A 23,581-nucleotide genomic window follows, 5' to 3' on the forward strand; every position below is an offset into this window, starting at 1 on the left:
GACGATGGACTCGGCAGGCGAAGTACAAATCGCGCCGGTGAGGGTGGCTAGCAATCTGTCACTGACCGATCTTGGCAGGGCATTGAAAGCGGGCCTCGCCGATTTCCTCGCCTGTCCGATCTACGGCCTGTTCTTCGCCGCAATCTACGTGGCGGCAGGGCTGTTCCTCTATGTCGCGGCGGTCGAGTGGGGCGAGACGATGTGGTTCGTCCCCGTGGTCGCTGGCTTCCCGCTCGTCGCGCCATTTACTGCTGTCGGCCTTTATGAAGTCAGCCGAAGGCGGGAGGCTGGCCTTGCGGTCAAATGGGGCGCAGTGCTCGGGGCTGTAAGGGGCAAGGGCGACGAACAGCTTATCATGATGGGCGGCATTGTCTTCGTCGCCTTCAGTTTCTGGATGATCATCGCCCACGGGATCTTCGCGATCTTCATGGCAGAATCGGGCGTCGGCGCTGAAACGGTCGAGGCGTTCCTGACCCCTGCGGGGCTGGCAATGCTGGCCGTGGGGACGGCGGTCGGCGCGATCATGGCGCTCGCCTTCTATGCGGTGACCGTCGTCAGCCTGCCGATGCTTGTCGATCTCGAGGTAGATTTCCTGACGGCGATCATCACCAGCGTGGCCGCATTTCGGTCCAACAAACTCATGCTGACCCTATGGGCGGCGATTATCGCCGTGTCGCTGCTAATCGCCTTGGCCCCGGCATTCCTGGGACTGCTGGTCGCCTTGCCGATCTTCGGGCACGCGACCTGGCACCTCTATCGCAGGATCGTGCGCGACGCGGCCTAGGCCGAAAGCACTCGGGCTAACGCCACGAAATTGTCGACGGAAAGCGTTTCCGCGCGGCGCTGCGGGTCGATGCCGACCTGTTCCAGCGCCTCCACCGCACCGGGCACGCCTTTCAGGCTCTGACGCAGCATCTTGCGGCGTTGGCCGAAGGCGGCTTCGGTCAGCCGCTCCAGCACCCGCGCGCTGACGCCATCGGGCATCTCGCGCGGTTCAACATGGACGATAGCGCTCATCACCTTGGGCGGTGGCGTGAATGCGCTGCGATGCACCTTCATCGCCATCTTCGCCTCGCTACGCCATTGGGCGAGTACGGCGAGGCGGCCATACGCGGAATTGTCGGGAGTGGCCGCGATGCGCTGGGCAACCTCCTGCTGGAGCATCAGCGTGAGGCTGGTCCACAGCGGCGGCCAGCTTTCCCCGCCCAGCCAGCGCACGAACAGCGCAGTCCCGACATTATATGGCAGGTTGGAAAGGACGGCGAAGGGTTCGCCACCCATGATATCGGCATGGTCGAGTTTGAGCGCATCGCCCTGGATGACCTTGAGCTTGCCTGGAAACGCCTCGCCAACTTCCGCCAGCGCAGGCAGGCAGCGGCTGTCCATCTCGATTGCGGTGACCTCGGCACCGGCACGCAGGAGCGCGCGGGTGAGGCCGCCCGGGCCCGGTCCGACTTCGAGGACTTTCTTCCCTGCGAGATCTCCGGGGATTGCGGCGATCCGGTCGAGCAATTGCTCGTCGAACAGGAAGTTCTGGCCCAGCGCCTTGCTCGCGCTAAGGCCATGACGGGCGATCACCTCTCGCAGCGGCGGCAACTCAGCCATGGCGTGCGCGCCGCTGTGCCATGTCTCCCGCCATGCGCAGTGCGGCAATCATCGCGCCGGGATCGGCGATGGCCTTGCCCGCAATATCGAAGGCTGTGCCGTGATCGGGGCTCGTCCGGACGATCGGCAAGCCGAGCGTGACATTGACACCCTCGTCGAAATCGAGGGCCTTCAAGGGGATCAGGGCCTGGTCGTGATACATGGCCAGCGCGGCATCGAAAGTCGTGCGTGCGCGGGGGGTGAACAGAGCATCTCCTGGGTGGGGACCGTTTACCTCATAACCTTCTTCGCGCAATGCCTTGATCGCGGGCGAAATTACGCGCTGTTCCTCGTCGCCGAATCGCCCGTCCTCGCCCGCATGTGGGTTGAGACCGCAGACTGCGAGGCGCGGACGCTCAAGGCCGAAATCGCGTTGCAGGGCCTGAGCGACGATACGCGCCCGGTGGCAGATCAATTCGACGCTCAACCTGCCGGGTACTTCGGCAAGCGCGCAGTGAACGGTCAATGGCACGGCGCGAAGGCTCGGACCGGCCAGCATCATCACGGCATCGCGCTGGTCTCGCGAGCAGGCGGAAGCGAGAAACTCGGTCTGGCCGGGATGATCGAAGCCGACCTTTGCGAGTTCGGACTTCGCGATCGGGGCGGTGACGAGCGCTCCAGCCTCCCCCTCGAGCGCGAGTTGAGTCGCGCGTTTCAGGGAATACAGGGCAAGCCTCGCGCCATTTTCGGTCGGCTCACCCGGCGTGAACGGTTCGTCTTCCAGCCCGAGCACCGGAAGCGCTCGCCCGAAAACCTGCGCTGCGTGCGACGGATCGCTGATGCGCTCCACCGGAAGGGACATCCCCAGCGATTGCGCCGCCGACGCGAGAACTCCCGAACCGCCCACCACAAAAAACGGCGCGAGCGCTTCCACGTAGCGGCGCGCCCAGGCGGCGGCGATGATTTCCGGCCCGATCCCCGCAGGGTCGCCCAATGATACGGCGAGGGGGAGCGGGGCGGGCGTCAATTATATTCGATATAGGCGTCGTTACGCAGGTCGCGCAGATAGCGCTGCGCCGCGCGGTTGATCCGCTCGTCCTCGATCTGCTGCATGAGCTGGTCGAAGTTCGGGCCCGACTGGACCTCCGGATCGTCACGACCGCACAGCATCAGCACCCGCACACCGTCCTTCAGGTCGCCGAACGGCGGGGTGGCTTCGCCGATGCCGAGGCCCAGCACGATCTGCTGGAGCTGTTCCGGAAGTGCCCGGGCGCGCAACTGGTCGTTGTCGACCACGGAAGCACCGATCCGGTCGGCGATTTCGTTGGCGCTGCCGCAGCCGCGCATGGTCTGAACGCCTGCAAGGAATTCCTGGAGGCGTGCTTCGTTGGCTGCCTGCGTTGCGTTCTGGTCGAAGGAGATCTGGATCTGCTTCAGGCTGAGGATGGCATCGCGCGGGTCGGCGGTAAGCACCTGGCGTTTTTCGATCAGGTAGAGAATTGAGAAGCCGCCCGGGATTTCAATCGGGCCGACAAGCTGGCCGGGCTGCATTTCCTGCGCCACGGCTTCGAGTTGCGCATTCTTGAGCTGCGGCAGGCGGATCCAGCCGAGATCGCCGCCGACTGCGGCGGTCGATGCTTCGGAGAACTGGCGTGCATAGGCCACGAAGCTGCCGCCCTGGCGAAGCTGTTCGACGATCTTGAGCGCGTTGGCTTCGACTGCGGCCGCATTTTCGGGCGTCGCGGACAAGTAGATTTCGCCAAGGCGATATTCTTCCGTGCCCTTGGATGCTTCGAGCCGTTCCATCAGCTCGTTCACTTCTTCAGCCGAGACATTCACGAAGAACGCCACCTTCTGGCGCAGCAGGCGCTGCCAGGCGAGTTCGCCCTGGATCTGGCGCTTGAGCGAGGCCGGCGAAGATCCGATCGAGAGCAGGTAGCTCTCCATGTCTTCGAGACGGCGATTGTTCTGTGCGGCGATGCGCGCGTAGGTCTGGTCGACTTCCGCACTGGAAATCTGGATGTCCTCGGCTTCGGCGGCCTGAATCTGCAAGGTTTCGTCGATCAGATTGCGCAGAACCTGTTCGCGCACACGGCGCATCTCTTCCGAAGCGAGGTCCGACTGGCTTGCTTCCACGAGCAGGGCGACGCGCTGGTCGAGATCGGTGCCGGTGATGACGTGGCCGTTCACGACGGCAGTTGCCCGGCGCACGTTCGGATCCGGATTGGTGAGCATGGTCAGCTCTTCCGGAAGATCGAGAGTGTTGGCCGTTACCGACGCCTGCGCCCCGACGCTTGCCGGCGTAATGGCAAGGGCGAGCGTGGCGACGAGAGCAGCGGCGGAACCGCTAAGTTTGGCAAGCTTGGTTGCGTTCACGCGTAAAATTCCATTTGCGGCGCGCACAGCGCACCCGGATAGGTAACGGCCTTGCCAAAGCCCGGCTTAACCGTTGCTGATTGCGTGGGCGGATAGCGCGTTTATCTCGCCCTGCCAACCACATGGCACGGCCTGTTCAACGCCTATCTGAAGCCAAGGTTTTTCAGGCTGAAATAGAGCTGGAACGTGTCGCCCCGTTCGGCGTCGCCCGCCGATACGTAATCGCGCCGCCACGTCAGGCCGAGTTCGAGGCAATCGTCCTGATAGGCAAGGCCCAGGCGGGTCCTGATCGGCTGAAATCCATCGCTGGACAGGCTGAGGTCCTCGTCGCGATTGGTAAGATTGAAGACACCCGAACCGAAGACCGACCAGTAATTCGCAAACGACAGGCGGGCGGCTGCGCGCAGTTCCTCCCGATCCTGCAAATCTTCCACCGAAGTGATATTGCGGTCGAGGCGCAAATATCCGACCTCGACATAAGTAGCGCTGGTCCCGACGGTCGCGTCGAATTCGTTGCGCCGTACGGCGAGGTTGTCCTTGTCCAGGCGGAAACGGTGCGTCAGCTTCACGAAGTCGCGGAAGCGCAGCTCGGTCCGGCCGACGACGTCGCTGACCTTTTCCGACAGGCCTGTGCCGTCGGGGAAAATGTCGCGGTCCGCATCGAGCCGGTAGGATTGTCCGAGCGTCGTCTTCACTTCCCAGCCCGGACGGCGCAATTCCCAGTCGAAGCCGTACGTGATCCGCGCACCGTCCTCGATCCGGTCGTACCCGGGGAAGCGGTTCAGCGCGAACAGGTTTGAATCTTCCAGGTCGATCGCCCGTGCATCCTCGTTCGGGATCGCCAGGTTCCTGATCGGCGGGGTCACGACCAGTTGGACGCGCGGGGTGAATACCTGCGTGCCGCCCAGGAGTTCGCCCACGAAAGGCCATTCGATATCCAGCGCGCCCAGAGCAACGCCGCGCGCCTGCCAGCCGCTGTCGCCGCGATAGGATACGGTCTGCGTCAGGAAATTGTCGCTCGAATGGTAGACGTCCCCGCGAAGGAGGCCGGTCAGCGTCACCACCTGGCCAAGGCCGAGGATACGGCGCAGGTCCCATTTCGCGCGGGCAAAGGCGCGCTGCGTGTCCTGTCCCTCGTCACGCAGGATCGCGAGGGTATTTGCCTGCAATTCGACCTTCCCGCCGAGCACCGGCTCATCGAGTCGCAGGCGGTAATCCATGGCCGGCAGGGCAATCGGCACCTGCCCCTGGTCCTGGTTCAGCCGCAGCGTCTGGGTCGCCCAGCCTGCCAGCGAAAAGTAGGAATTGCGGTCGATCCGCTCCAGGTCGACCATGGACCGCAAGCGGTCGTCACGGCTGATGTCGTAGCGGCGCAGGAAAGTGCGGTCGCTCGCGAGCCTGACCGAGCTGGTGAGACTCCATTCGGGCGTGAACTGAAATTTGCCGTTGGCGAACAGGTAGCCGCGCGGCTCGCTTTCGAACGTATCGGTTCGCGTGGCGTCGGTGAAACGGCGGCTGTTCGTGGCGTAGCCGGTGATCTGGTAGGCGCCCTTGTCGGTCAGGTGGCGCCACTGTGCGGACACCATCGGCGGCGCTTCGGTGAACGCATAAGCCGAGACCGTCAGGTCCTTGTTATCGGCAAACCGTATGTAATAGCTTCCCGAAACCTCGACCCCGTTGCTTTCAGAAAAGCGCAGGTCCGGCACCAGGAACCCGCTGACTGCGCCGCCGTCGGTACGGATCGCAAGGCCGGGCAGGGGCAGGATGCGCGCCCCGAACAGCTCGAGATAGGCACCCTGGAAGCGCACGCGCGAGTCCTGGGGATCGTAGATCACGCGGTCGGCGGTAATGCGCCAGCTGGGGTCCTTGTCGCAGCCTTCCGGCGTGACGACTGCACAGGCGCTGTAGGCTGCCTCTTCCAGCGCAATGGTCCCGTCGGTTTCGCGCAGGCCACGCCGCGCGGCAAGGCGTCCGCCCTGGCGCAGCGCGAGGAGCAAATTCTCCAAGGCCCCGGCTTCGAATTCGTCGGTCAGTTCGACCTGGTCGGAAAACAGCTGGTTGCCGTTGTCGTCCACGAAACGGACGTTGCCGCTGGCAAGGATAATGCCCGTCCGCCTGCTCCAGCTGACGCTGTCCGCGCGCACCGAGCGTTCGCCCGAGCGCAGAACGACATTACCCTCGGCAGTAACGATATCCGCATCGGAATCATAGCTGAGGATGTCTGAAGCGAATGCGATCTGCCGTTCGCCCGCTGCATTGAATTCGGCCGCCGGTGGCGGATCGAGTTCGCTTTGCGCAACGATGACCGCTTCCGGCGGTGGCGGCAGGTCCGTGGGGCTTTCGCCTTCCGGTTCCTCGACCGAGCCTGCACCCGTCGCTGCACCGTCCTGCGCCGCCAGCGGAGCGGCGGTAGCAAGGGCAAGCGCACCTGCACCCGCGCCGAGAGCGTGCAAAAAGGCATTGCGCGAAGGGTGGGGGCGCAGGAGCATGGCTTGCCTATCGCATCGCCCACGCCTAATCGCAATCGCCATCCTCGGCGGCCCCGCATCCAGCGTTCGGGCTGCGTCAGACAGTTTTCCGGGAGTTTCCATGCACATCCAATTCAGCAAGACCCAACCGCAGGCGGCGCGCCTCATTGCGCATGTCGCCGACAAGGGCAAGCTTCCTCAATCGTTCGATGCCGCCATGAAGGCAGGCGCAGAGGCAGCCCGCTTCAAGGGTGGTGTCGGCCAGACCTTCGAAGGCTTCGTGGCAAGCGGCGACGGCGCTGCCCGCGTGGCAGTGGCTGGGGCGGGCGACGCCTCCGACGACGCGCGGCTCGCAAACCTCGAAAAGGCTGGCGCTGCGCTCGCTGCCAAGTACCAGTCTACCGGCAACGAGGAACTCGTCCTCGACGTGACCGAAAACCGTCTTTCGGCCGAAGAAGTCGGTCATGTCCTGCTCGGCATGCGCCTGCGCAACTGGCGCTATGACATCTACCGCACGAAGATGAAGGACGAGCAGAAGATCACGCTCAAGAAGGTCACCGTCGTCGGCGCGCCCGACGATGCCGACACCGCGTGGAACGAGCTCACCGCACTTGCCGAGGGCGTCGAATTCACGCGGGAACTGGTCACCGAACCGGCCAACATCATCTATCCCGAGACTTTCGTCGAACGCTGCCAGAAGCGTTTCGAGGGCACTGGTGCGGAACTGATCGTGCTCGACGAAGCCGAGATGGAAAAGCTCGGCATGGGTTCGCTCCTCGGCGTGGGCCAGGGTTCGTCCCGCGAATCGCGCATCCTCGCCATTCGCTGGAATGGCGGCGAGGAAGGAGAACGCCCGATCGCTTTCGTCGGCAAGGGCGTGACCTTCGATACCGGCGGGATCTCGATCAAGCCGGGACCCGGCATGGAAGACATGAAGTGGGACATGGGCGGCGCTGGTGCTGTCGCAGGCGGCATGCTGGCGCTCGTCAAGCGCAAGGCCGCGGCCAATGTCGTGGGCGTCATGGGCCTCGTGGAGAACATGCCCGACGGAAACGCCCAGCGTCCCGGTGACGTGGTCACTTCCATGAGCGGACAGACCATCGAAATCCTGAACACCGACGCCGAAGGCCGTCTCGTCCTGGCAGATGCCCTTCACTGGACGCAGCAGGAGTTCGAGCCGACCCGCGTCATCGACTTCGCAACGCTCACCGGCGCGATCATCATTGCGCTTGGCAACGAGCACGCCGGCATGTTCGCGAATGACGACCAGCTGGCAAAGGACATCGATGCTGCTGGCGAAGCCACTGGCGACACCGTGTGGCGCATGCCGCTCGGCAAGGCCTACGACAAGCTGATCGACAGCCCGATCGCGGACATGAAAAATATCGGCGGCAAGGGCGCAGGCTCGATCACGGCGGCCCAATTCCTCCAGCGCTTCATCGCGGACGATGTTGCCTGGGCGCATATCGACATCGCGGGCAAGGCCTGGTCGGACAAGCCCGGCCGCACCTGGGGCAAGGGCGCGACCGGTTATGGCGTGCGCCTGATCGACCGCATCGTCTCCGACACGGCCGAAGGATAAGCGGGAGCTTTCGCCATTCCCAAGATGCGCAGGAAAGGGGATTTGCCCAGCAAGGTCTGCGAGACCTGCGGGCTGCCCTTTTCCTGGCGCAAGAAATGGGAGCGCGACTGGGAAAACGTGCGCTATTGCTCCGAGAAGTGCAGGCGCAACAAGGGTAGCGGGACCGCATGACGCGCGTTGATTTCTACCAGCTCAGCCGCGACCCGGTCGATGTGACCGTGGTCAAGCTGGCTGGCAAGGCGATGCAGGCCGGGATGCGGCTTGCGGTCGTCGCTGCCGATGAAGGGCTCCGCGAAAGCCTCGGCCAGGCTCTGTGGGCAGCAGGCGGGTTCCTCGCCAACGGTCCCGCCGACGGTCCGCATGCCGCGCGCCAGCCGATCACGATCTCGGACAGTTGCAAGCCGGTGAACGAAGCGCAGATCCTTATCCTCGCCGATGGCACCTGGCGCGAGGAAGCGACCGCACTGGAGCGGGTCATGCTGCTGTTCGGAGAAGAAGCGACCGACGCCGCGCGCAATCTGTGGCGCGAACTCGCCCCGCGCGAAGATATCGACAACCGCATCTTCAAGCAGACCCCCGAAGGCGGCTGGCGCGAAGGCCGCTAGACCCGCTGGAACCCTTCGCCGCTTCGCCCGTCGGTTGGGCATGGGGCGCACATTACCACTCATCATGGCATCTTGCCTGGCCTTGGCCGGCTGCGCCGAGACGCAGGACGCTTCCGAAGCGGAGGTTGCGGCAGAAGATGGTGAGCCGATCGGCAGCTACACCGTCGATCCCGAAACGGGCGAAGTGCGCGCGGTGCACACCGATGCCGATGGCACACGCACCACCATGGCGGCAGGCCGGACGGTCGACCCGGTGCTTCCGGCACCCTTCGTCCTGCCTCCCGATGCGACTATCGAAAGCGTGACCCGCGTCGAACAGGGCGAGGGGCGGCTTGTGACCATCGTCTTCACAAGCGAGCTCGACCGAAACGCCCTGGCCGAATTCTATCGAGACCTCGCCGGTGAAGCAGGATTTTCCGTCACCTCCGACATACCGGGCGAAAATGCCCTGGTGCTGGCAGGCGAGAGTGCCGACGACGGAACTACCTTTGCAGCCACCATCCGCGCGTCAGATGGCGGCAGCGAAGCGGAACTGACCGTGAGCGCCGGAATCGGCTAAAGCTTGCCCGTCGGCGCGTGCGGCGCTAGGGGCGCGCGCGAGAACATTCTCCCCCATAAAATACACTTCGCAAGGAACACACATCATGGCGGTTACCCGCACCTTTTCGATCATCAAGCCCGATGCCACGCGTCGCAACCTGACCGGCGCGGTCACCAAGATGCTTGAAGAAGCCGGCCTGCGCGTCGTCGCTTCCAAGCGCATCCACATGACCCGCGAACAGGCCGAAGGCTTCTACGACGTTCACCGCGAGCGTCCCTTCTTCGGCGAACTGGTCGAATTCATGATCTCCGGCCCGGTCGTGGTGCAGGTGCTCGAAGGCGAAGACGCCGTGAAGCGCAACCGCGACGTGATGGGCGCGACCAACCCGGCCGACGCCGACGAAGGCACCATCCGCAAGACCTATGCGGAATCGATCGAAGCCAACTCGGTTCACGGTTCGGACAGCGACGAAAACGCTGCCAAGGAGATCGCATTCTTCTTCAACGACGACGAAATCGTCGGTTAAGCGGCATATCATTTGTTATAAAAGATCGGGAAAAAGCCTGATTTTCTAACGGATTAGGTGACGGGCGCGATCTCTGTTAGGATCGCGCCCGTTATGTTTTCGGCGATTCTCCCTTCCACGCGAGAGCGCCGCCGCCACATGCGTGCGGTGACAGCGATCGGCGACGCCATCAATCGGCGCGACTGGGACGCCGCGAGAAGCCTGATCACTCCCGATTTCACCATGGCCGACCAGTTCGGAAACGAGGTCGTCGGAGCTGAGGAATTCCTCAGTTCGCTCTTGGACTTCTACAAAGTCGCGGGTGACCCCAAGCTTGTTTTCGATTCGATCGATCCCAACCGAGAGGAAGTGCTCGTTCGCGGACATCTGGAAGACACCACGTCGAATGTTCGCTCGGCAACGATGTGGAGGTTTCTGTTCGAGGGCCCACTGATTAGTCGTATTGAGGTCACGCGGGCCAATAACGAGATGACTCTGCCGCGTTTTGCCACCGCACGGCGCGCTACGGCGAACTAGTGCCCGGCTCCGGTATTGCGGAAAAGCCGGGCTGCAAGATGGCGCAGCGCGTGCGCAGTCAGAAACACACCTGTCACCACGATGACTGCGGTCAGCGGTTCGACTTCTTCATCGAAGCCGGTATCGCCCTTGATCGCTATCCAGGCGAGCCCTGCGATAGCGAGCGTGAAGAACAGATAGGGCGTAAGGCGCTGCATCAGAAATTCTCTGCCGCATCGAGCAGTCTCGTGACCGATTTCGGTGCGACGGCGCGCCAGCTACGCTCGAGCCACTCGGCGACGTGGTCCCAATCGCAATCGGGTCGGTTCAGAATCAGCCCGACCCAGCCGCTCGCCCCGTAGTAGGCCGGTTTGAAATAGGTGTCTGGCTGCGTTTCAACGAGGTTTAAGAGCTCGTCCGGGCCGCCGGTCTTCACCAGCAGGGCGATATGTTCGGAGCCGTGATGCCGGTCGTTGAAATAAGCGAAATATTTGCCCGACTTCTCGCTGCCCGCGCGCCATCCGGGTGAGCCGTGGCTCTCGCGCTCGTGCGTCTGGGGCAGAGCCAGAGCCAGTTCCCTGACGCGTTGTAGCAGGAAATCCGGATCGCTTTCGCGCGCGACATAGCGTGTCACGACCTGCGGATAGAGCTGGTGTTCGGCAAAGCGCACGCGCTCTGCAAGCGTGTCGGGAGTCTCGCCGTCACGGATAGCGACTGCCATCTGGCCCAGGACTTGGCCTGCATCGAGTTCTTCGGTGACGAGATGGACGGATACGCCGCCATGGCTGTCCCCCGCCTCTATCGCGCGGGCGTGGGTATCGAGGCCGGTGTATTTCGGGAGCAGCGATGGGTGGATATTCAGCATCCTGCCGCGCCACCTGCCGACAAACCCTTCGGTCAGTATGCGCATGTATCCGGCGAGCACGATATATTGCGCGCCCGCATCCCGGGCGGCTTTTTCCATGGCAGCGTCATGGTCTGCGCGCGCCATACCTTTGTGGGACAGGGCGTAGGTAGGAACACCTTCGGCCGCGGCGATGGAAAGCCCCTCCGCTTCGGGATCGTTGGCGGCGACGAGACATACCTCATACGGGCAGTCGTCGATCAGGCTGGCATAGAGCAGCGCGGCCATATTGCTGCCGCGCCCGGATATGAAGATCGCGACCTGCGCCTTCTCAGCCAAGGTGTATCGCCTCCCAGTCTGCCTTACCAGACCATGTTCCGGCAGAGCCGCGCACCGTGCAGCCCTTCTCGCCTTCCACAATTCGGCCAACGGCGAGCACGGTTTCGCCCGCATTTTCGAGACGGGTGCGCACGATCTCCGCATTTGCCGGATCGACCGCAAGGACCATGCCGACGCCGCAATTGAAGGTCCGCGCCATTTCGCCCGGCTCGATATTGCCCTGCGCCTGCAAGAAGGCCATCAGTCCCGGCTGTTCCCAACTGTCGGCATCGACTTCGGCATGGGCGCCCTCGGGCAGTACGCGCGGGATATTTTCCAGCAATCCGCCCCCGGTGATGTGGGCCAGAGCATCGACCAACCCGTCCCGCACGATCGGCAGGAGCGATCTGACGTAGATCCGTGTCGGTTCGAGCAAGGTCTCTACTAGCAGCCGGTCCTGGTCGAACAGGGCGGGTCGGTCGAGCTTCCAGCCCTTGTCTTCGGCCAGCCGCCGGACGAGCGAGAAACCGTTGGAGTGGACGCCCGAACTCGCGAGGCCGAGCAGGATGTGGCCCGGGGCCACCCGTTCTCCGGTCAGCTGTTCGCCGCGCTCAACCGCGCCGACGCAGAAACCGGCAAGATCATAGTCACCGCTCGCATACATGCCCGGCATTTCGGCGGTTTCGCCGCCAATGAGGGCGCAGCCTGCCTGTTTGCAGCCGTCGGCGATCCCGGCGATAACGCGCTCGGCAACGCCGTTCTCCAGCTTGCCGGTGGCGAAGTAGTCGAGGAAGAACAGCGGCTCCGCTCCCTGGACTATCAAGTCGTTCACGCACATCGCGACGAGATCTATCCCGACCGTGCCATGCCGATCAGTGTCGATCGCGAGCTTGAGCTTCGTCCCGACGCCGTCATTGCCCGCGACAAGCAGCGGGTCCTTGTAACCGGCCGCCTTGGGATCGAAGAATCCTCCGAATCCGCCGATTTCCCCGTCGGCACCGGGTCGCATGGTCGCTTTCACGAGGGGGCCGATCGCCTTGACGAGGGCATTGCCCGCATCGATCGAAACACCCGCCTGTTCGTAGGTGTAGGACTGGTTGTCGCTGCTCATATATTGCCCCTCGCGCATTCGCGCTTGGATTTCCAGAAGCGATTGGGCAAAAGGCCCGCTGTTTTCCCCATGCGGCATCATTTTTCCCTTCCCCGCTCGAAGCGCTTTGCGATCATCGCAGCCGGCCTCGCCATGACCGGCGGCGCCGGATGGCTCGCCTATGCGCAGGTAGGCGGGGAGCGCGGGATCGCGCCGATCGCCTCGTCCACCGACATCGAGGTTTCCGGCATCGAGGTGGACGTGAAGGCGGACTCCGGCCTCGAAGCGCGCGACCAGGCCTGGCGAGAAGCCCAGGTAAAGGCATGGGAAAAGATCGACGGGCCAAGCCTGCCCGATTCGCAAATCGAGAGCATGGTCTCTGCGATCGTGATCGAACGTGAGCGCCTGGGCCCGAAGCGCTATGTCGCGACGCTCGGCGTGGTGTTCGACCGGGCGCGCGCCTCGCGCTACCTCGGGTCAGAAGGTCAGGCTCAGCGAAGCGCGCCTATGCTGCTGCTGCCCGTCACCATCTCCGGCGGCACCGCCATGGTCTACGAACAGCGCAATCCCTGGCAGCGCGCCTGGGCGAGCTACCAGACGGGGGCCAGCCGGATCAATTATGTGCGGCCCAGCGGGGCGGGCGGCGATTCGCTTTTGCTCACCTATGGCCAGACCGGTCGGCGCAGCCGCGTATGGTGGCGCGATATCCTTGACGATTTCGGCGCGGCGGATGTGCTGATCCCGATTGCCGAGCTTCACTACACTTTCCCGGGCGGTCCGGTGGAAGGGCGCTTCACCGCGCGGCACGGTCCCGACAGCGAATTCCTGCGATCTTTCACGCTGACGGCGGAAAACCCGGACCAGCTTCCGCAGATGCTGGGACAGGCGGTCCGGCGGTTCGATGCTATCTTCACCGAAGCGCTGGCCGACGGGACGCTGCGTCCCGATCCGACGCTGAACGTGCGCATGGGTGATCTGAATCCTGCGATTGCGCGGCTGGTCGAGCTTGGCCGCAGGCTCAAGGCGCAGGACGCCGCAGCGGCCGAGCGGGCTGTCACGCCGACCGCCGAAAGCGACGGCACGATCACTTCGGCCCCGATCGAACGTCCGCCGCCGGAAGGGTCAGTGGCGCTTTATACCGTCCAGGTCGAGACGCCGAGCGCGCCCTCGTTCGACGAAGCCATGGCCGGTATCCGCGGCGGGAGCGGCGTGCGCGCAATCGGCGTTCGCAGCACGGCGATAGGCGGGACGACCGTCCTCACCGTCAGCTATGCCGGATCGATCTCGCAGCTGGCAGATGCCCTGCGCGAGCGAGGCTTCACCGTACGCCGGGGAGACAACGCGCTGCTTATCAGCCGTTGAGCACCGGGTTCGGCCATGTCGCAATCGCAGATCGCCCTCCCGCTCATGCAAGCTGCATCGGGCGAGCCCGAGCGGATCGTGATCGGTTCGGGCAACCGGCCGGTTGCCGATGCGCTTGCCGCTTCGGACAGCTGGCCCTTTCGCACCGCCATTCTTGCCGGACCACCGCGATCGGGCAAGTCGCTGATCGCGAAATGGTTCGCCTCCCACACCGGTGGTGGGGCCATCGACGATGCCGATGCGCGCGACGAGACCGAGATATTCCACGCCTGGAACCGGGCTCAGGAGGACGGCTACCCGCTGCTGATGACTGTGGGAGAAGGCGGATGGGACATTTCTCTGCCCGACCTGCGCAGCCGCATGGGTGCGGCACTGCAGCTGGAAATCGGTCCGCCGGACGATGACATGGCGGCAGAACTCATGCTCAGCCATGCAGCGCAGCGAGGTCTGGCACTGGGCGAGGGCGCTCCGGCATACCTCGTTCCTCGTATGGAGCGCTCCTATGCCGCGATCGAGCGCATCGTTGCCGAGATCGACCGCCTCAGCCTTGAACGGATGGCTCCAGCCACCATGTCGATATGGCGCGACGCGCTCGAGGCTGTCGAAGGCCCCGAACAGGGCCGCTTGCTTTAAATTGCCCTTGGTGGGAGAATTACCCCGATGCTGGAACGGCTGATAGCCTACCTCGACAGCGTGAAAGCACGCGATCCTGCACCGCGCAGCCGGTGGGAGGTGCTGCTGTATCCGGGTGTATGGGCGATGGGTTACCACCGGATCGCGCACTGGCTGTTCGAAGCGCAGCTGTTCTTCCTGGCGCGGCTCGTGAACCACTGGAGCCGGATGGTTACGGGCATCGATATCCATCCGGGCGCCAAGATCGGCCGCAACTTCTTCATCGACCACGGTTTTTCCGTGATCGGCGAAACTGCGGAGATCGGCGATAATGTCACCATGTACCAATGTGTGACTCTGGGCGGGACCAACCCGACCAATGGCAAAGGCGGCAAACGCCATCCCACGATTGCGGACAATGTGATTATCGGTTCGGGCGCGCAGGTGATCGGTCCGATCACGGTCGGCAACCGGGCGCGTATCGGCGCGAATGCCGTGGTAACCGACGATGTGCCCGAGGGCGCGACGATGGTCGGTCTCAAGGCCCGCAGCACGCTCGTCCCGGCAGAGGACTGGATCAAGGAATTCATCCCCTACGGCACGCCTTGCGACGATCCGTGCGAGCCAAGCCGCGACTGCATCGAAAAGCTCGAGGCCGAGCTCAAATCGCTGAAGAATGAGATCGCAGCTCTCAGGGCGGAGCGTGAACCCGATCAGCGCAGCGGGACCGGCGATTGATGAATTTCCTCGGTGACAAGGTCGTCGCCTTCCCTGGTCGCAAACCGTTGCAGGTCGGGTTTTCCCGCGAGGAACTGACGCGAATCCTCGATCTATACGGACGCATGGTCGCAGCCGGGGAGTGGCGGGACTACGCAATGGACTTCACGCGCGATGTCGCGGTTTTCGCTGCCTTCCGGCGCGCTGCGGAACGTCCGCAGGCGCGGATCGAAAAGCGTCCCTCCCTGCGCGGCAAGCAGGGCATGTGGACTCTTTATGGCGAGCATGGGCAGGTGCTGAAACGCGGGCACGAACTGCCCGGCGTGATGGCGCCGATCGAACGCCGCCTCCTGAAGGCAATCGACGACTGAGCAAACGAAAAAGGCCCGCACCGGAGTGCGGGCCTTTCCCCTTGTGAGCAGGTATGGACCTCAGGCCGTAGCGGGAAGCTTCGTCTTGAGGTCGGAAGGCAGCCCTTGGACCACTGCACGGCGGATCGGCGTCCACAGAGCGCTGAGCGTCAGCAGGGCCGAACCGATCACCAGTGCGGTCAGCGCAAAGTTCAGTTCCACCGCTCCGAATTCGCGGAACAGGAAGGTTAGCGCGATCAGCACATAGGCCAGAGCCGAGACGAGCAGCGCACGGCGGTCGATGGCCAGGGCCACGATCCCGAAGACGATATAGACCGCCAGAACCAGTACGGCTGCCAGCGCCCCGATGTTGTCGCCTTCGGTTACGCCAATCAAGGCGAATACCGGGTGGGCTATCATCGGCGCGGCGAGCAGGTGGAGCCAGAAGGCGACATCGCTACGACGGGTCTCACGGCCTGGATCGCTGATGTCCCAGCGCATGGCAAAGCCGAAGACGACCAGGCCTGCGACGAACACGAGCGACAGCAGGACATTCTCGATGTTGGCCGTATCGGGACCGATAATCGCGACGATCAGCGCTATCGCCGTGCCCGCGATCGCAGCCGTGCCTGCCGCGATGGTGATCGGGACCATGAAGCGTTTCCAGTGCATCCAGGCAAAGCCTGCGGTGATGAGCAGGGCAAGGCTGGCCCACAGGAAACCGATGGTTTTGCTGCGCTCCGGCCCGCTTTCCATATAGGCCATGATCCCGCCAAGCTGGGCGAGGAACACGCCCCCGACGAAGGCCAGCAACAGGATGATGCTGGGAAGGGCCATTCGGCGCTTGAGGGTGAAGAATTCGGCGAGCAGCCAAGCGGTGACGGCAACGCCCAGCGCCGCGAAGCTGAGGCCCATGCCGCGTGCGATGGCCATGGCGCTGCGATTGTTCTCCCACCAGTCGGGATCGCTGCCGAATTCGGGCCATTGCGGGGCAGGCCAGATCGCGCCGGCAATCGCCTGGCCGATGGCGCCCATGGCAACCAGCATGATAATCACCCCGATGGTTACGAAGATATCGTTGAACCCGGTGATGAGGCGGAAATGTTCCGCATCGGCTGGCACTGCATCACGCGTCGAAGCGACGTGTGCGCGCAAAGCGTCGACGGCCTCCTGGCTGATGGCGCCCGAAGCCACTGCGGAATTCAGGTCTTCCTGACTGTACATGGTCTCTCCCCATTGAGTGACCATGGGCAATACACTTGGTGTATTAATACGTCAATACGGTGGTCTTAAATCACTCTCCGCAAACGAAAAAACCCCGCCGCATCCTTGGGTGCAGCGGGGTTTTCGCTAGTTCGGGAAGGGGGTTTAGCCGCGAGCGCTGCTCGGGCCGGTTCCGGTAACCTTCTGCATGGCGGTCAGGATCGCGCCCGACTGCTCGCTGCCCGACTGCGGGGCCTTGAGATTCGAGAATTCGCTGATCTTGTCCCAGTTGGCGGCGAAGCCTTCGACCGTACGCTCGCCATCGGGAAGCCAGACGGCATCGTTCATGACGGTCCATGCCGAGTGGAAACCGCCGGCACCCGCGCCGACGATGGCATTGGTCGGCGCATCTTCGCTGACGAGGAAGAGGGCGGCCGGGACCACGTTCACCGGATCGAACAGCTTGAAGGCTTCTTCGGGGAAGAGGTCTTCGGTCATGCGCGTGCCCGCGACTGGCGACAGCGTGTTGACCTTGATGTTGTACTTCGCACCTTCGAGAGCCAGCGTCTTGGTCAGGCCCGCGAGACCCAGCTTGGCTGCGCCGTAATTGGCCTGGCCGAAGTTACCGAACAGGCCGGTCGAGGACGCGGTCATCATGATGCGGCCGTAAGCCTGCTCACGCATGAGTTCCCAGCAAGCCTTGGTGACGAAGGCCGAACCGGTCAGGTGGACCTTGAGGACGAACTCGAAATCTTCCGGGCTCATCTTGGCGAAGGTCTTGTCGCGCAGGACGCCTGCATTGTTGAGCAGGATATGCACGCCGCCCCACTTCTGCTTGGCGTCGGCGACCATCTTTTCCATCTGGTCGTATTCGGTGACGCTGCCGCCGTTCGACATGGCTTCGCCGCCCATCTTCTCGATTTCCTCGACGACCTGGAGGGCCATGTCGGAATGGCCGGTACCGTCGCGTGCACCGCCGAGGTCGTTGACGACGACCTTTGCGCCGCGGCGCGCGAGTTCAAGCGCATATTCGCGGCCAAGCCCGCCGCCTGCGCCGGTTACGATGGCTACCTTGTCCTTGAAATCGATGCTCATGGGTGGGGGCTCCTGCTTTGTCGTTTACGTAAAGGTCAATTGTGCGCTGCGGCGTGGCATTTTTGCGTGCATCTTGCAACCGTATGCGCGGCGATCCGCCATGCCGTAGGGGCAGGGTGAAGACGAAGCGAGCGCCTACAGGGTTTCGAGGGCGGAAATGAGGCGATCGAGCGATTCGATGACGGCGTCCGCACCCAGTTCGTGTGGCGGCTTGTCGCAATAGCCATATGCCGCCGCGATCACCGGAGCGTCCGCTGCGCGTGCAGCGCGGACATCGTAGGAGCTGTCGCCAACGAAGGCCATCGCGCCGCCGCCGCACCGTTTGCGTGCTTCGATCACGGCATCCGGTTCCGGCTTGGCGCGGCCCTTGCCCATGGTATCGCCGCCGATGATCGTCTCGAACCTGTCGGCAAGGCCCAGGGTCGTCAGGATATCGCGCGCAAAGCCTTCGAACTTGTTGGTCACCACGGCCATCTTCACACCGCGCTCGGCCAGTGCGTCGAGCGTTTCGACGGCATGGGGATAGGGACGCGAATGCACCGCGTTGTTTTCCGCGTAATAGCCCAGCATCTGCTTGTAGAGACGCCGGAACTCATCCTCGGGCAGCCCGCCCTGCTGGTCGACCGCGCGGGCCAGCATGATCTTGGCCCCGCCACCGATGAGGTCGCTTGCATGGTCTGCCGGGACAGGGTCGAATCCACCCAACTCCAGCGCATGGTTCACCGCAGCGCCGAGGTCACGATGGGTTTCGAGGAGCGTGCCGTCGAGGTCGAAGCCGACCGACTGGAAGGGAAATGCCGTCATGGCGTCAGGCGTTGCAGGATGGTTCTTCAATCCGCAAGCATTTGGTGGCATGGCCGCTTCATGAGCCAGACCAGACACTTCGCCGCCGTCATCCTTGCAGCGGGCAAGGGCACCCGCATGAAGAGCGAACTTCACAAGGTCCTGCACCCCATCGCCGGGCGTTCGATGCTGCACCACCTGATGGCGAGCGTCGACAGCCTGTCGCCCGACCACAAGGTCGTGGTCGTCGGGGCGGGGCGCGAGCAACTGGAACAGGCACTTGGCGACGATGCGCGCACTTGCCTGCAGGAACCGCAGCTCGGGACCGGCCATGCCGTCCAGCAGGCGCAGGAAGAGCTGAGCGGATATTCGGGCGATGTGCTGATCATGTACGGCGACGTGCCGTTCGTGCGCGCTGCCACGATGGGGGCGATGCTGGATCGGCTTAATGCGGATGACGCTCCGGCCGCCGTCGTGCTCGCGTTCGAGCCGGAAGATCCACTCGCCTATGGCCGTGTCATTACCGATGACGACGGGCGCATTTCCAAGATGGTCGAATTCAAGGACGCCGACGAGAGCGAGCGCGCCTGCCACTTGTGCAATTCGGGACTGATGGCCGCGAAGGCGGACGACCTGTGGGCTTTGCTCGACAGGGTCGGCAACGACAATGCCCAGGGCGAGTACTACCTTCCCGACATCGTCAATATCGCAATCTCGGACGGTCGCGTGTGTGCGGCCGTTACTACCGACGATCCCGCTGAAGTCGCGGGTATCAATTCACGGAGCGAGCTCGCTGCGGCAGAAGCGCAATGGCAGCGCGAACAGCGCGAACACTGGATGGCCGAAGGCGCGACCCTGCGTGCGCCGGAAACCGTGTTTTTCAGCTACGACACCGAACTGGCCCCCGATGTGACGATCGAACCCAATGTCGTCTTCGGACCTGGGGTGAAAGTCGCAAGCGGGGCGACCATCCGTGCCTTCAGCCACCTCGAGGGCGCGAGCGTCGGTGAAGGTTGCGAAGTCGGTCCCTATGCCCGCCTTCGTCCCGGCGCGGTAATGGAGAAGGGCAGCAAGGTCGGCAATTTCGTCGAAATGAAGAAAGCCGTGCTTGGCGAAGGAGCCAAGGCCAACCATCTCACCTATCTAGGCGATGCCACCGTCGGCGCAGGCGCGAATATCGGCGCTGGCACGATTACCTGCAATTACGATGGCTATTTCAAGCACCGGACCACGATCGGCGAACGGGCCTTCATCGGCTCGAACAGCGCATTGATCGCGCCGGTCACTATCGGGGCGGATGCTATCGTTGCTGCTGGAAGCGCAGTCAGCCGCGACGTGGCCCCGGGCGAACTTCGCATGGTCCGCGCAGAGCAGATGGTGAAACCCGGCTGGGCCGATCGTTTCCACGACACGATGAAAAAGAAGAAGGCCGCGGCGAAGAAGGACTGAGGGTCTTGGTGGACTGCTGCTGGCTTTGCGAACGCCCGCTGGGGCGAAAGGTCCAGCAGCATCACACGGTGCCCAAGGCGAAGAAAGGTCGCGACACGGTTTCCGTGCACCCTATCTGCCACCGCGCCATCCACGCGAATTTCACCAATGCGCAGCTTGCGCGGATCGGGGAGGATCGCGCCGCCTTGCTCGAGAATGAGGCCTTGGCGAAGTTCGTGGACTGGGTTTCGGACAAGCCGCCCGACTTCCATGCTCCGACCCGAAGGCCAAAGTAGGTCGCTTGGCGGAACAGCCTTCCATACCCCGGCGTTGGAAAAGAAACGCAAGGGAGCATGGCTTCATGAAATTCTGGAAATACGCCGCTGCGGGCGCAGCAGTCCTGTCCATTGGCGCCGCTGGTGCCTACGCGCAGTATCGCAACTCGGTCGACGAGCCGGAGTATTCGCTCGTGACCGAGGACGGCGATATTCAACTTCGCGAATATGCACCGATGATCGTCGCGGAGGTGACGCATACCGGCGATCGCAGGCGCGCGCTCAACGCGGGCTTCCGGCGCCTCGCTGCCTATATCTTCGCGCAGGATCGTCCGGGCAAGGAGATCGCCATGACGAGCCCGGTTATGCAGGACCAGGGCGAGAAGATCGCTATGACTTCGCCCGTGCTGCAGGATGGAGGCGAGACGAGCGGAAGCTGGCGCACGCGTTTCGTGATGCCTGCCGAATACACGATGGAGACGCTGCCCACTCCGCCGGAAGACGTCACACTGGTCGAAATGCCTCCGCGCAAGGTTGCTGCAATCCGCTTCTCGGGGCGGGGGTCGAGTGATGACCTGGCGGCACGCGAGCAGGAATTGCGCGCGTGGATCGCAGATCGCGACCTCACCATTGCCGGTCCTGCAGAGTTCGCGTTCTACGACGCTCCCATGGTCCCGCCGCCGCTGAGGCGCAACGAGGTCATCATTCCCGTCGAATAGGCGCGGAAAGGAAAAGGGGCGCCCGTGAGGCCGCCCCTTTCTTATTGGCCTGGACCGGATGTTATTCGCCGGCCTCGTCGTCGTCCATCAGGCGCTGCATCAGGTAGACCATCTGCAATGCCTGCAGCTTTGCACGCTGCTCGTTGTCGACGCCGCCCGAGTGGCCGCCGGTCGTGTCCTCGTAATACCAGTAATCCTGGCCAAGCCCCTTGAGCTTCGCTGCGCCCTTGCGGGCATGCGCCGGGTGGGTTCGGTCGTCGGCGGTCGAAGCCCACAGGAAGGGCGCGGGATAATCCACCCCGTCGACGATCTTTTGGTATGGCGAATAGCCCTCGATCCACTCGCGCTGCTCGGGAATGCGCGGATCGCCATATTCGCCGATCCACGAAGCGCCGCGGCCGATCAGGTGATAGCGTAGCATGTCGAAAAGCGGGATCGCGACGATCGCCGCGTCAAACAGGTCGGGACGCTGCGTGAAGGCAGTGCCGACCAGCAGACCCCCCTGCGAGCCGCCCTGTATACCCAGCTGGCCGGGATTGGTGATCCCGCGCTTCACCGCATCTTCACCCACGGCAATGAAATCGTCCCAGGTGCGCTGCTTGTTCTCGCGGATAGCCATCTGGTGCCAACCGGGTCCGAACTCGCCGCCACCGCGCAAATTGGCGAGGATGAAGGCACCGCCTTTCTCCAGCCACATCTTGCCGGTCAACGCACGGTAGCTCGGCAATTGGGAAATCTGGAAGCCGCCATAGCCATAGAGCAGGGCGGGATTCTTCCCGTCCATCTCCATGCCCTTTGGCTTCACGAGGAAATACGGGACCTTGGCTCCGTCCTTGCTGGTCGCTTCGAACTGTTCGACTTCCATGCCCGTAGCATCGAAATATTCGGACGAAGTCTTGAGCACCTGCGGGTCGCCGGTTCCGTCCGAATACCAGAGCGTGCTCGGCGACAGGAAGTCGGTCGAGGTGAACATGATCTCGTCTGTTTCGGACGAGGTGGCCTGCACGCCGAGCGTCGCGTTATCGGGCAGGTTGACTTCGGTGGTTACCCATTCGCCATTCTCGAAGTCGATCTTGAGCACCTTGCCCACGACGTTGTCGAGGATCGCCATGTAGGCGCTGTTGGCGGTCACGCCGCCGCCCTGCTTGGTCTGGCGTTCTGCCGGGGCCCAAACGAGCGTTTTCTCCGCTCCGTTCGGGTCACGTTTGAACTCTTCCAGATCGACCGCGACCAGCGCATCGGCAGGGAATACCTGTCCCTGCGTTTCCCAGTCGACATCAGTGGAGAAGGTCAGCTGGCCGTCGATGATGCCGCCGATGCTGGCCTTTTTCGGCATGTCGAGTTCAACCCACTCGCCCTCGTGCCAGACGTAGTTGATGCTTTCATGGAAGCTGATCGCCCGGAAAGCGGTGCGACCGTGCACCACGCCCTTGTTGTCGCGGATCAGGCCGGCTCCGGCCCAGACGTCGCTCGCCTCGCCGCGGAAGATTTCCTCGGCCTCGCTCAGCGGCGTGCCGCGCTTCCAGAGGCGTGTCGTGAAGGGATATTCGCTTTCGGTGATGGTGCCGCCGCCGAAATCGCGGCTGACCAGCAGGGTGTCCTCGTCGAGCCACTGGACGCCGCCTTGGCTCTTCTCCTCGATGACGTAGCCACCATCGACGAATTGCTTGGTCGTCATGTCGAATTCGCGCAGGATGGTCGCATCCTCGCCCCCGTCGGACAGGGCAATCATGCACTGGCGCTGGTCGGGCGGCAGGCAGGTGCTACCCTTGTACACCCATTCCTTGCCTTCCACGGCAGCCAGGGCATCGACGTCGAGAACGGTTTCCCATTCAGGATCGTCGGTCTTGTAGCTTTCCAGCGTCGTGCGGCGCAGGACACCCTTGGGATTTTCCTTGTCCTGCCAGAAATTATACAGGCCGTCCTTGCGGATCGAGACGTAGGGAATGCGGTCTTCCGCATCGAGGATGGCCAGCGCTTCCGCTGTCAATTCGTCGAAGCGCGGATCCTGCGCCATATGCGCCATGGTGCGGTTATTTTCCGCGCGCACCCAGTCGAGCGCCTCCTCGCTACGGGCTTCTTCGAGCCAGATGTATGGATCCTCGTCGGGTCCGGGCACGCCGTCCTGGGCTATTGCTTGAGTGTTCATGCTGAATGCCATGGCGGCACCCATGGCGAGTGTCGATACGCGTTTCATGATTGTGCGTCCCTCTAGTTCTTCCAGGCCAGTGTTGACGGTAGAACTAAGGCGCGCAATGTCGTTCGCCGGTGTGACGTGACTGTTCGTCGAACGAAAAAGGGCGGCCCTGAGAGCCGCCCCTTTCTGTTTGCGATTGTCCCGAAGGGCTTACCCCTCGACGTGCTCCGCGAGGACCGTGAGACCATTCTCGCCCACTTCGGCGAAACCGCCGCGGACTTCGATCGTCTCGGGAGCGGCGCCTTCGGTCTTGTAGACCTGGACCGCGCCGTCGCGGATCGTGGACATGAAAGGCGCATGGCCCTCCAGCACGCCGAATTCGCCTTCCGCGCCGGGGACGACCACCATGTGGACGTCCTCGCTACGGACCAGCTTGGCCGGCGTGACGAGTTCGAAGTGCAAAGCCATGGC

Annotated in this window: 26 protein-coding genes; 14 read left to right on the forward strand and 12 right to left on the reverse strand. The window is 63.3% G+C overall.

The features are described from left to right. The first annotated feature begins 4 nt into the window (after positions 1–4). Positions 5–784, forward strand: a complete 780-nt coding sequence (locus tag K3179_RS09355; protein ID WP_221564341.1) for a DUF2189 domain-containing protein — start codon at positions 5–7, stop codon at positions 782–784. Here the strand turns inward: K3179_RS09355 and rsmA are convergent. The 4 genes from rsmA to K3179_RS09375 form a co-directional block, all read right to left on the reverse strand. Next, positions 781–1,605, reverse strand: coding sequence for a 16S rRNA (adenine(1518)-N(6)/adenine(1519)-N(6))-dimethyltransferase RsmA (gene rsmA, locus K3179_RS09360; protein WP_221564345.1), 825 nt, complete (start codon positions 1,603–1,605; stop codon positions 781–783). The two genes, K3179_RS09355 and rsmA, sit on opposite strands and share 4 nt — an antisense overlap. Further along, positions 1,598–2,611, reverse strand: a complete 1,014-nt coding sequence (gene pdxA / locus K3179_RS09365; protein ID WP_221564349.1) for a 4-hydroxythreonine-4-phosphate dehydrogenase PdxA — start codon at positions 2,609–2,611, stop codon at positions 1,598–1,600. The genes rsmA and pdxA overlap by 8 nt, the downstream gene beginning before the upstream one ends. After that, on the reverse strand, positions 2,608–3,969 hold the full coding sequence (locus tag K3179_RS09370; protein ID WP_425594758.1) for a peptidylprolyl isomerase: 1,362 nt from the start codon (positions 3,967–3,969) through the stop codon (positions 2,608–2,610). Before K3179_RS09370 ends, pdxA begins: the two co-directional genes overlap by 4 nt. Positions 3,970–4,103: 134 nt before the next feature. Next, entirely contained in the window at positions 4,104–6,449 is a 2,346-nt protein-coding gene (locus tag K3179_RS09375) for an LPS-assembly protein LptD (protein WP_221564358.1), read from the reverse strand. A gap of 100 nt (positions 6,450–6,549) precedes the next feature. Between K3179_RS09375 and K3179_RS09380 the strand changes: the two genes are divergently transcribed. From K3179_RS09380 to K3179_RS09405, 6 genes are all read left to right on the forward strand, one after another. Further along, entirely contained in the window at positions 6,550–8,010 is a 1,461-nt protein-coding gene (locus tag K3179_RS09380) for a leucyl aminopeptidase (protein ID WP_221564361.1), read from the forward strand. Positions 8,011–8,034: 24 nt separating this feature from the next. Beyond that, the gene (locus tag K3179_RS09385) at positions 8,035–8,181 is read left to right on the forward strand and encodes a DUF2256 domain-containing protein (RefSeq protein WP_100259362.1); all 147 of its coding nucleotides are present in this window, start codon (positions 8,035–8,037) and stop codon (positions 8,179–8,181) included. Continuing rightward, on the forward strand, positions 8,178–8,615 hold the full coding sequence (locus K3179_RS09390; RefSeq protein ID WP_221564364.1) for a DNA polymerase III subunit chi: 438 nt from the start codon (positions 8,178–8,180) through the stop codon (positions 8,613–8,615). Before K3179_RS09385 ends, K3179_RS09390 begins: the two co-directional genes overlap by 4 nt. Before the next feature lie 64 nt (positions 8,616–8,679). After that, the gene (locus K3179_RS09395; RefSeq protein WP_221564366.1) at positions 8,680–9,174 is read left to right on the forward strand and encodes a hypothetical protein; all 495 of its coding nucleotides are present in this window, start codon (positions 8,680–8,682) and stop codon (positions 9,172–9,174) included. Between the two features lie 85 nt (positions 9,175–9,259). Continuing rightward, a complete protein-coding gene (ndk, locus tag K3179_RS09400) occupies positions 9,260–9,682 on the forward strand; it encodes a nucleoside-diphosphate kinase (protein WP_221564370.1) in 423 nt (140 codons plus the stop codon). A 57-nt stretch (positions 9,683–9,739) separates the two neighbouring features. Beyond that, positions 9,740–10,198, forward strand: coding sequence for a nuclear transport factor 2 family protein (locus K3179_RS09405; RefSeq protein ID WP_221564372.1), 459 nt, complete (start codon positions 9,740–9,742; stop codon positions 10,196–10,198). On the opposite strand, the gene K3179_RS09410 is transcribed toward K3179_RS09405, so the two are convergent. The 3 genes from K3179_RS09410 to purM are packed head-to-tail and all read right to left on the reverse strand — an operon-like array spanning position 10,195 to position 12,450. Beyond that, positions 10,195–10,395 carry a hypothetical protein gene (locus K3179_RS09410; RefSeq protein WP_221564375.1) on the reverse strand — a complete coding sequence of 67 codons (201 nt, stop codon included), beginning with the start codon at positions 10,393–10,395 and terminating at the stop codon, positions 10,195–10,197. The two genes, K3179_RS09405 and K3179_RS09410, sit on opposite strands and share 4 nt — an antisense overlap. Then, positions 10,395–11,360 carry a phosphoribosylglycinamide formyltransferase gene (gene purN, locus K3179_RS09415; RefSeq protein WP_221564377.1) on the reverse strand — a complete coding sequence of 322 codons (966 nt, stop codon included), beginning with the start codon at positions 11,358–11,360 and terminating at the stop codon, positions 10,395–10,397. Before purN ends, K3179_RS09410 begins: the two co-directional genes overlap by 1 nt. Then, positions 11,353–12,450, reverse strand: a complete 1,098-nt coding sequence (gene purM / locus K3179_RS09420) for a phosphoribosylformylglycinamidine cyclo-ligase (protein ID WP_221564380.1) — start codon at positions 12,448–12,450, stop codon at positions 11,353–11,355. Before purM ends, purN begins: the two co-directional genes overlap by 8 nt. A gap of 69 nt (positions 12,451–12,519) precedes the next feature. Here purM and K3179_RS09425 point away from each other — a divergent pair, with 69 nt between their 5' ends. The 4 genes from K3179_RS09425 to K3179_RS09440 are packed head-to-tail and all read left to right on the forward strand — an operon-like array spanning position 12,520 to position 15,491. Next, positions 12,520–13,791 (forward strand): heavy-metal-associated domain-containing protein, encoded by a 1,272-nt coding sequence (locus K3179_RS09425; protein WP_221564383.1) that lies wholly within the window; start codon positions 12,520–12,522, stop codon positions 13,789–13,791. A 15-nt stretch (positions 13,792–13,806) separates the two neighbouring features. Further along, entirely contained in the window at positions 13,807–14,424 is a 618-nt protein-coding gene (locus K3179_RS09430) for a P-loop NTPase family protein (RefSeq protein ID WP_221564385.1), read from the forward strand. Positions 14,425–14,451: 27 nt separating this feature from the next. Then, on the forward strand, positions 14,452–15,141 hold the full coding sequence (gene epsC / locus K3179_RS09435) for a serine O-acetyltransferase EpsC (RefSeq protein WP_221564388.1): 690 nt from the start codon (positions 14,452–14,454) through the stop codon (positions 15,139–15,141). Then, positions 15,141–15,491, forward strand: a complete 351-nt coding sequence (locus K3179_RS09440) for a DUF2794 domain-containing protein (protein WP_221564390.1) — start codon at positions 15,141–15,143, stop codon at positions 15,489–15,491. The genes epsC and K3179_RS09440 overlap by 1 nt, the downstream gene beginning before the upstream one ends. A gap of 60 nt (positions 15,492–15,551) precedes the next feature. Here K3179_RS09440 and K3179_RS09445 read toward each other — a convergent pair whose 3' ends face one another. The 3 genes from K3179_RS09445 to K3179_RS09455 all read right to left on the reverse strand — a co-directional run bounded on the left by K3179_RS09445 (position 15,552) and on the right by K3179_RS09455 (position 18,572). After that, positions 15,552–16,694 carry a hypothetical protein gene (locus K3179_RS09445; protein ID WP_221564392.1) on the reverse strand — a complete coding sequence of 381 codons (1,143 nt, stop codon included), beginning with the start codon at positions 16,692–16,694 and terminating at the stop codon, positions 15,552–15,554. A 144-nt stretch (positions 16,695–16,838) separates the two neighbouring features. After that, positions 16,839–17,768 carry an SDR family NAD(P)-dependent oxidoreductase gene (locus K3179_RS09450; protein WP_090481100.1) on the reverse strand — a complete coding sequence of 310 codons (930 nt, stop codon included), beginning with the start codon at positions 17,766–17,768 and terminating at the stop codon, positions 16,839–16,841. 135 nt (positions 17,769–17,903) lie between these two features. Further along, the gene (locus tag K3179_RS09455; RefSeq protein WP_221564395.1) at positions 17,904–18,572 is read right to left on the reverse strand and encodes an HAD-IA family hydrolase; all 669 of its coding nucleotides are present in this window, start codon (positions 18,570–18,572) and stop codon (positions 17,904–17,906) included. Between the two features lie 60 nt (positions 18,573–18,632). Between K3179_RS09455 and glmU the strand changes: the two genes are divergently transcribed. The 3 genes from glmU to K3179_RS09470 all read left to right on the forward strand — a co-directional run bounded on the left by glmU (position 18,633) and on the right by K3179_RS09470 (position 20,973). Then, positions 18,633–20,000, forward strand: coding sequence for a bifunctional UDP-N-acetylglucosamine diphosphorylase/glucosamine-1-phosphate N-acetyltransferase GlmU (gene glmU, locus K3179_RS09460; RefSeq protein ID WP_221564398.1), 1,368 nt, complete (start codon positions 18,633–18,635; stop codon positions 19,998–20,000). An 8-nt stretch (positions 20,001–20,008) separates the two neighbouring features. Then, positions 20,009–20,275 (forward strand): HNH endonuclease, encoded by a 267-nt coding sequence (locus K3179_RS09465; RefSeq protein ID WP_345722572.1) that lies wholly within the window; start codon positions 20,009–20,011, stop codon positions 20,273–20,275. A gap of 65 nt (positions 20,276–20,340) precedes the next feature. Beyond that, positions 20,341–20,973 (forward strand): SOUL family heme-binding protein, encoded by a 633-nt coding sequence (locus tag K3179_RS09470; protein WP_221564400.1) that lies wholly within the window; start codon positions 20,341–20,343, stop codon positions 20,971–20,973. 61 nt (positions 20,974–21,034) lie between these two features. On the opposite strand, the gene K3179_RS09475 is transcribed toward K3179_RS09470, so the two are convergent. Together K3179_RS09475 and K3179_RS09480 are read right to left on the reverse strand one after the other, a co-directional pair. Continuing rightward, positions 21,035–23,170, reverse strand: a complete 2,136-nt coding sequence (locus K3179_RS09475) for a prolyl oligopeptidase family serine peptidase (protein ID WP_221564402.1) — start codon at positions 23,168–23,170, stop codon at positions 21,035–21,037. Between the two features lie 150 nt (positions 23,171–23,320). Then, positions 23,321–23,578: an ATP synthase F1 subunit epsilon gene (locus K3179_RS09480; RefSeq protein WP_100259344.1), complete on the reverse strand. Its 258-nt coding sequence runs from the start codon at positions 23,576–23,578 to the stop codon at positions 23,321–23,323. Positions 23,579–23,581 lie beyond the last annotated feature (3 nt).

Origin of the sequence: Qipengyuania intermedia, assembly GCF_019711615.1 — a bacterium.
GTDB lineage: Bacteria > Pseudomonadota > Alphaproteobacteria > Sphingomonadales > Sphingomonadaceae > Qipengyuania > Qipengyuania intermedia.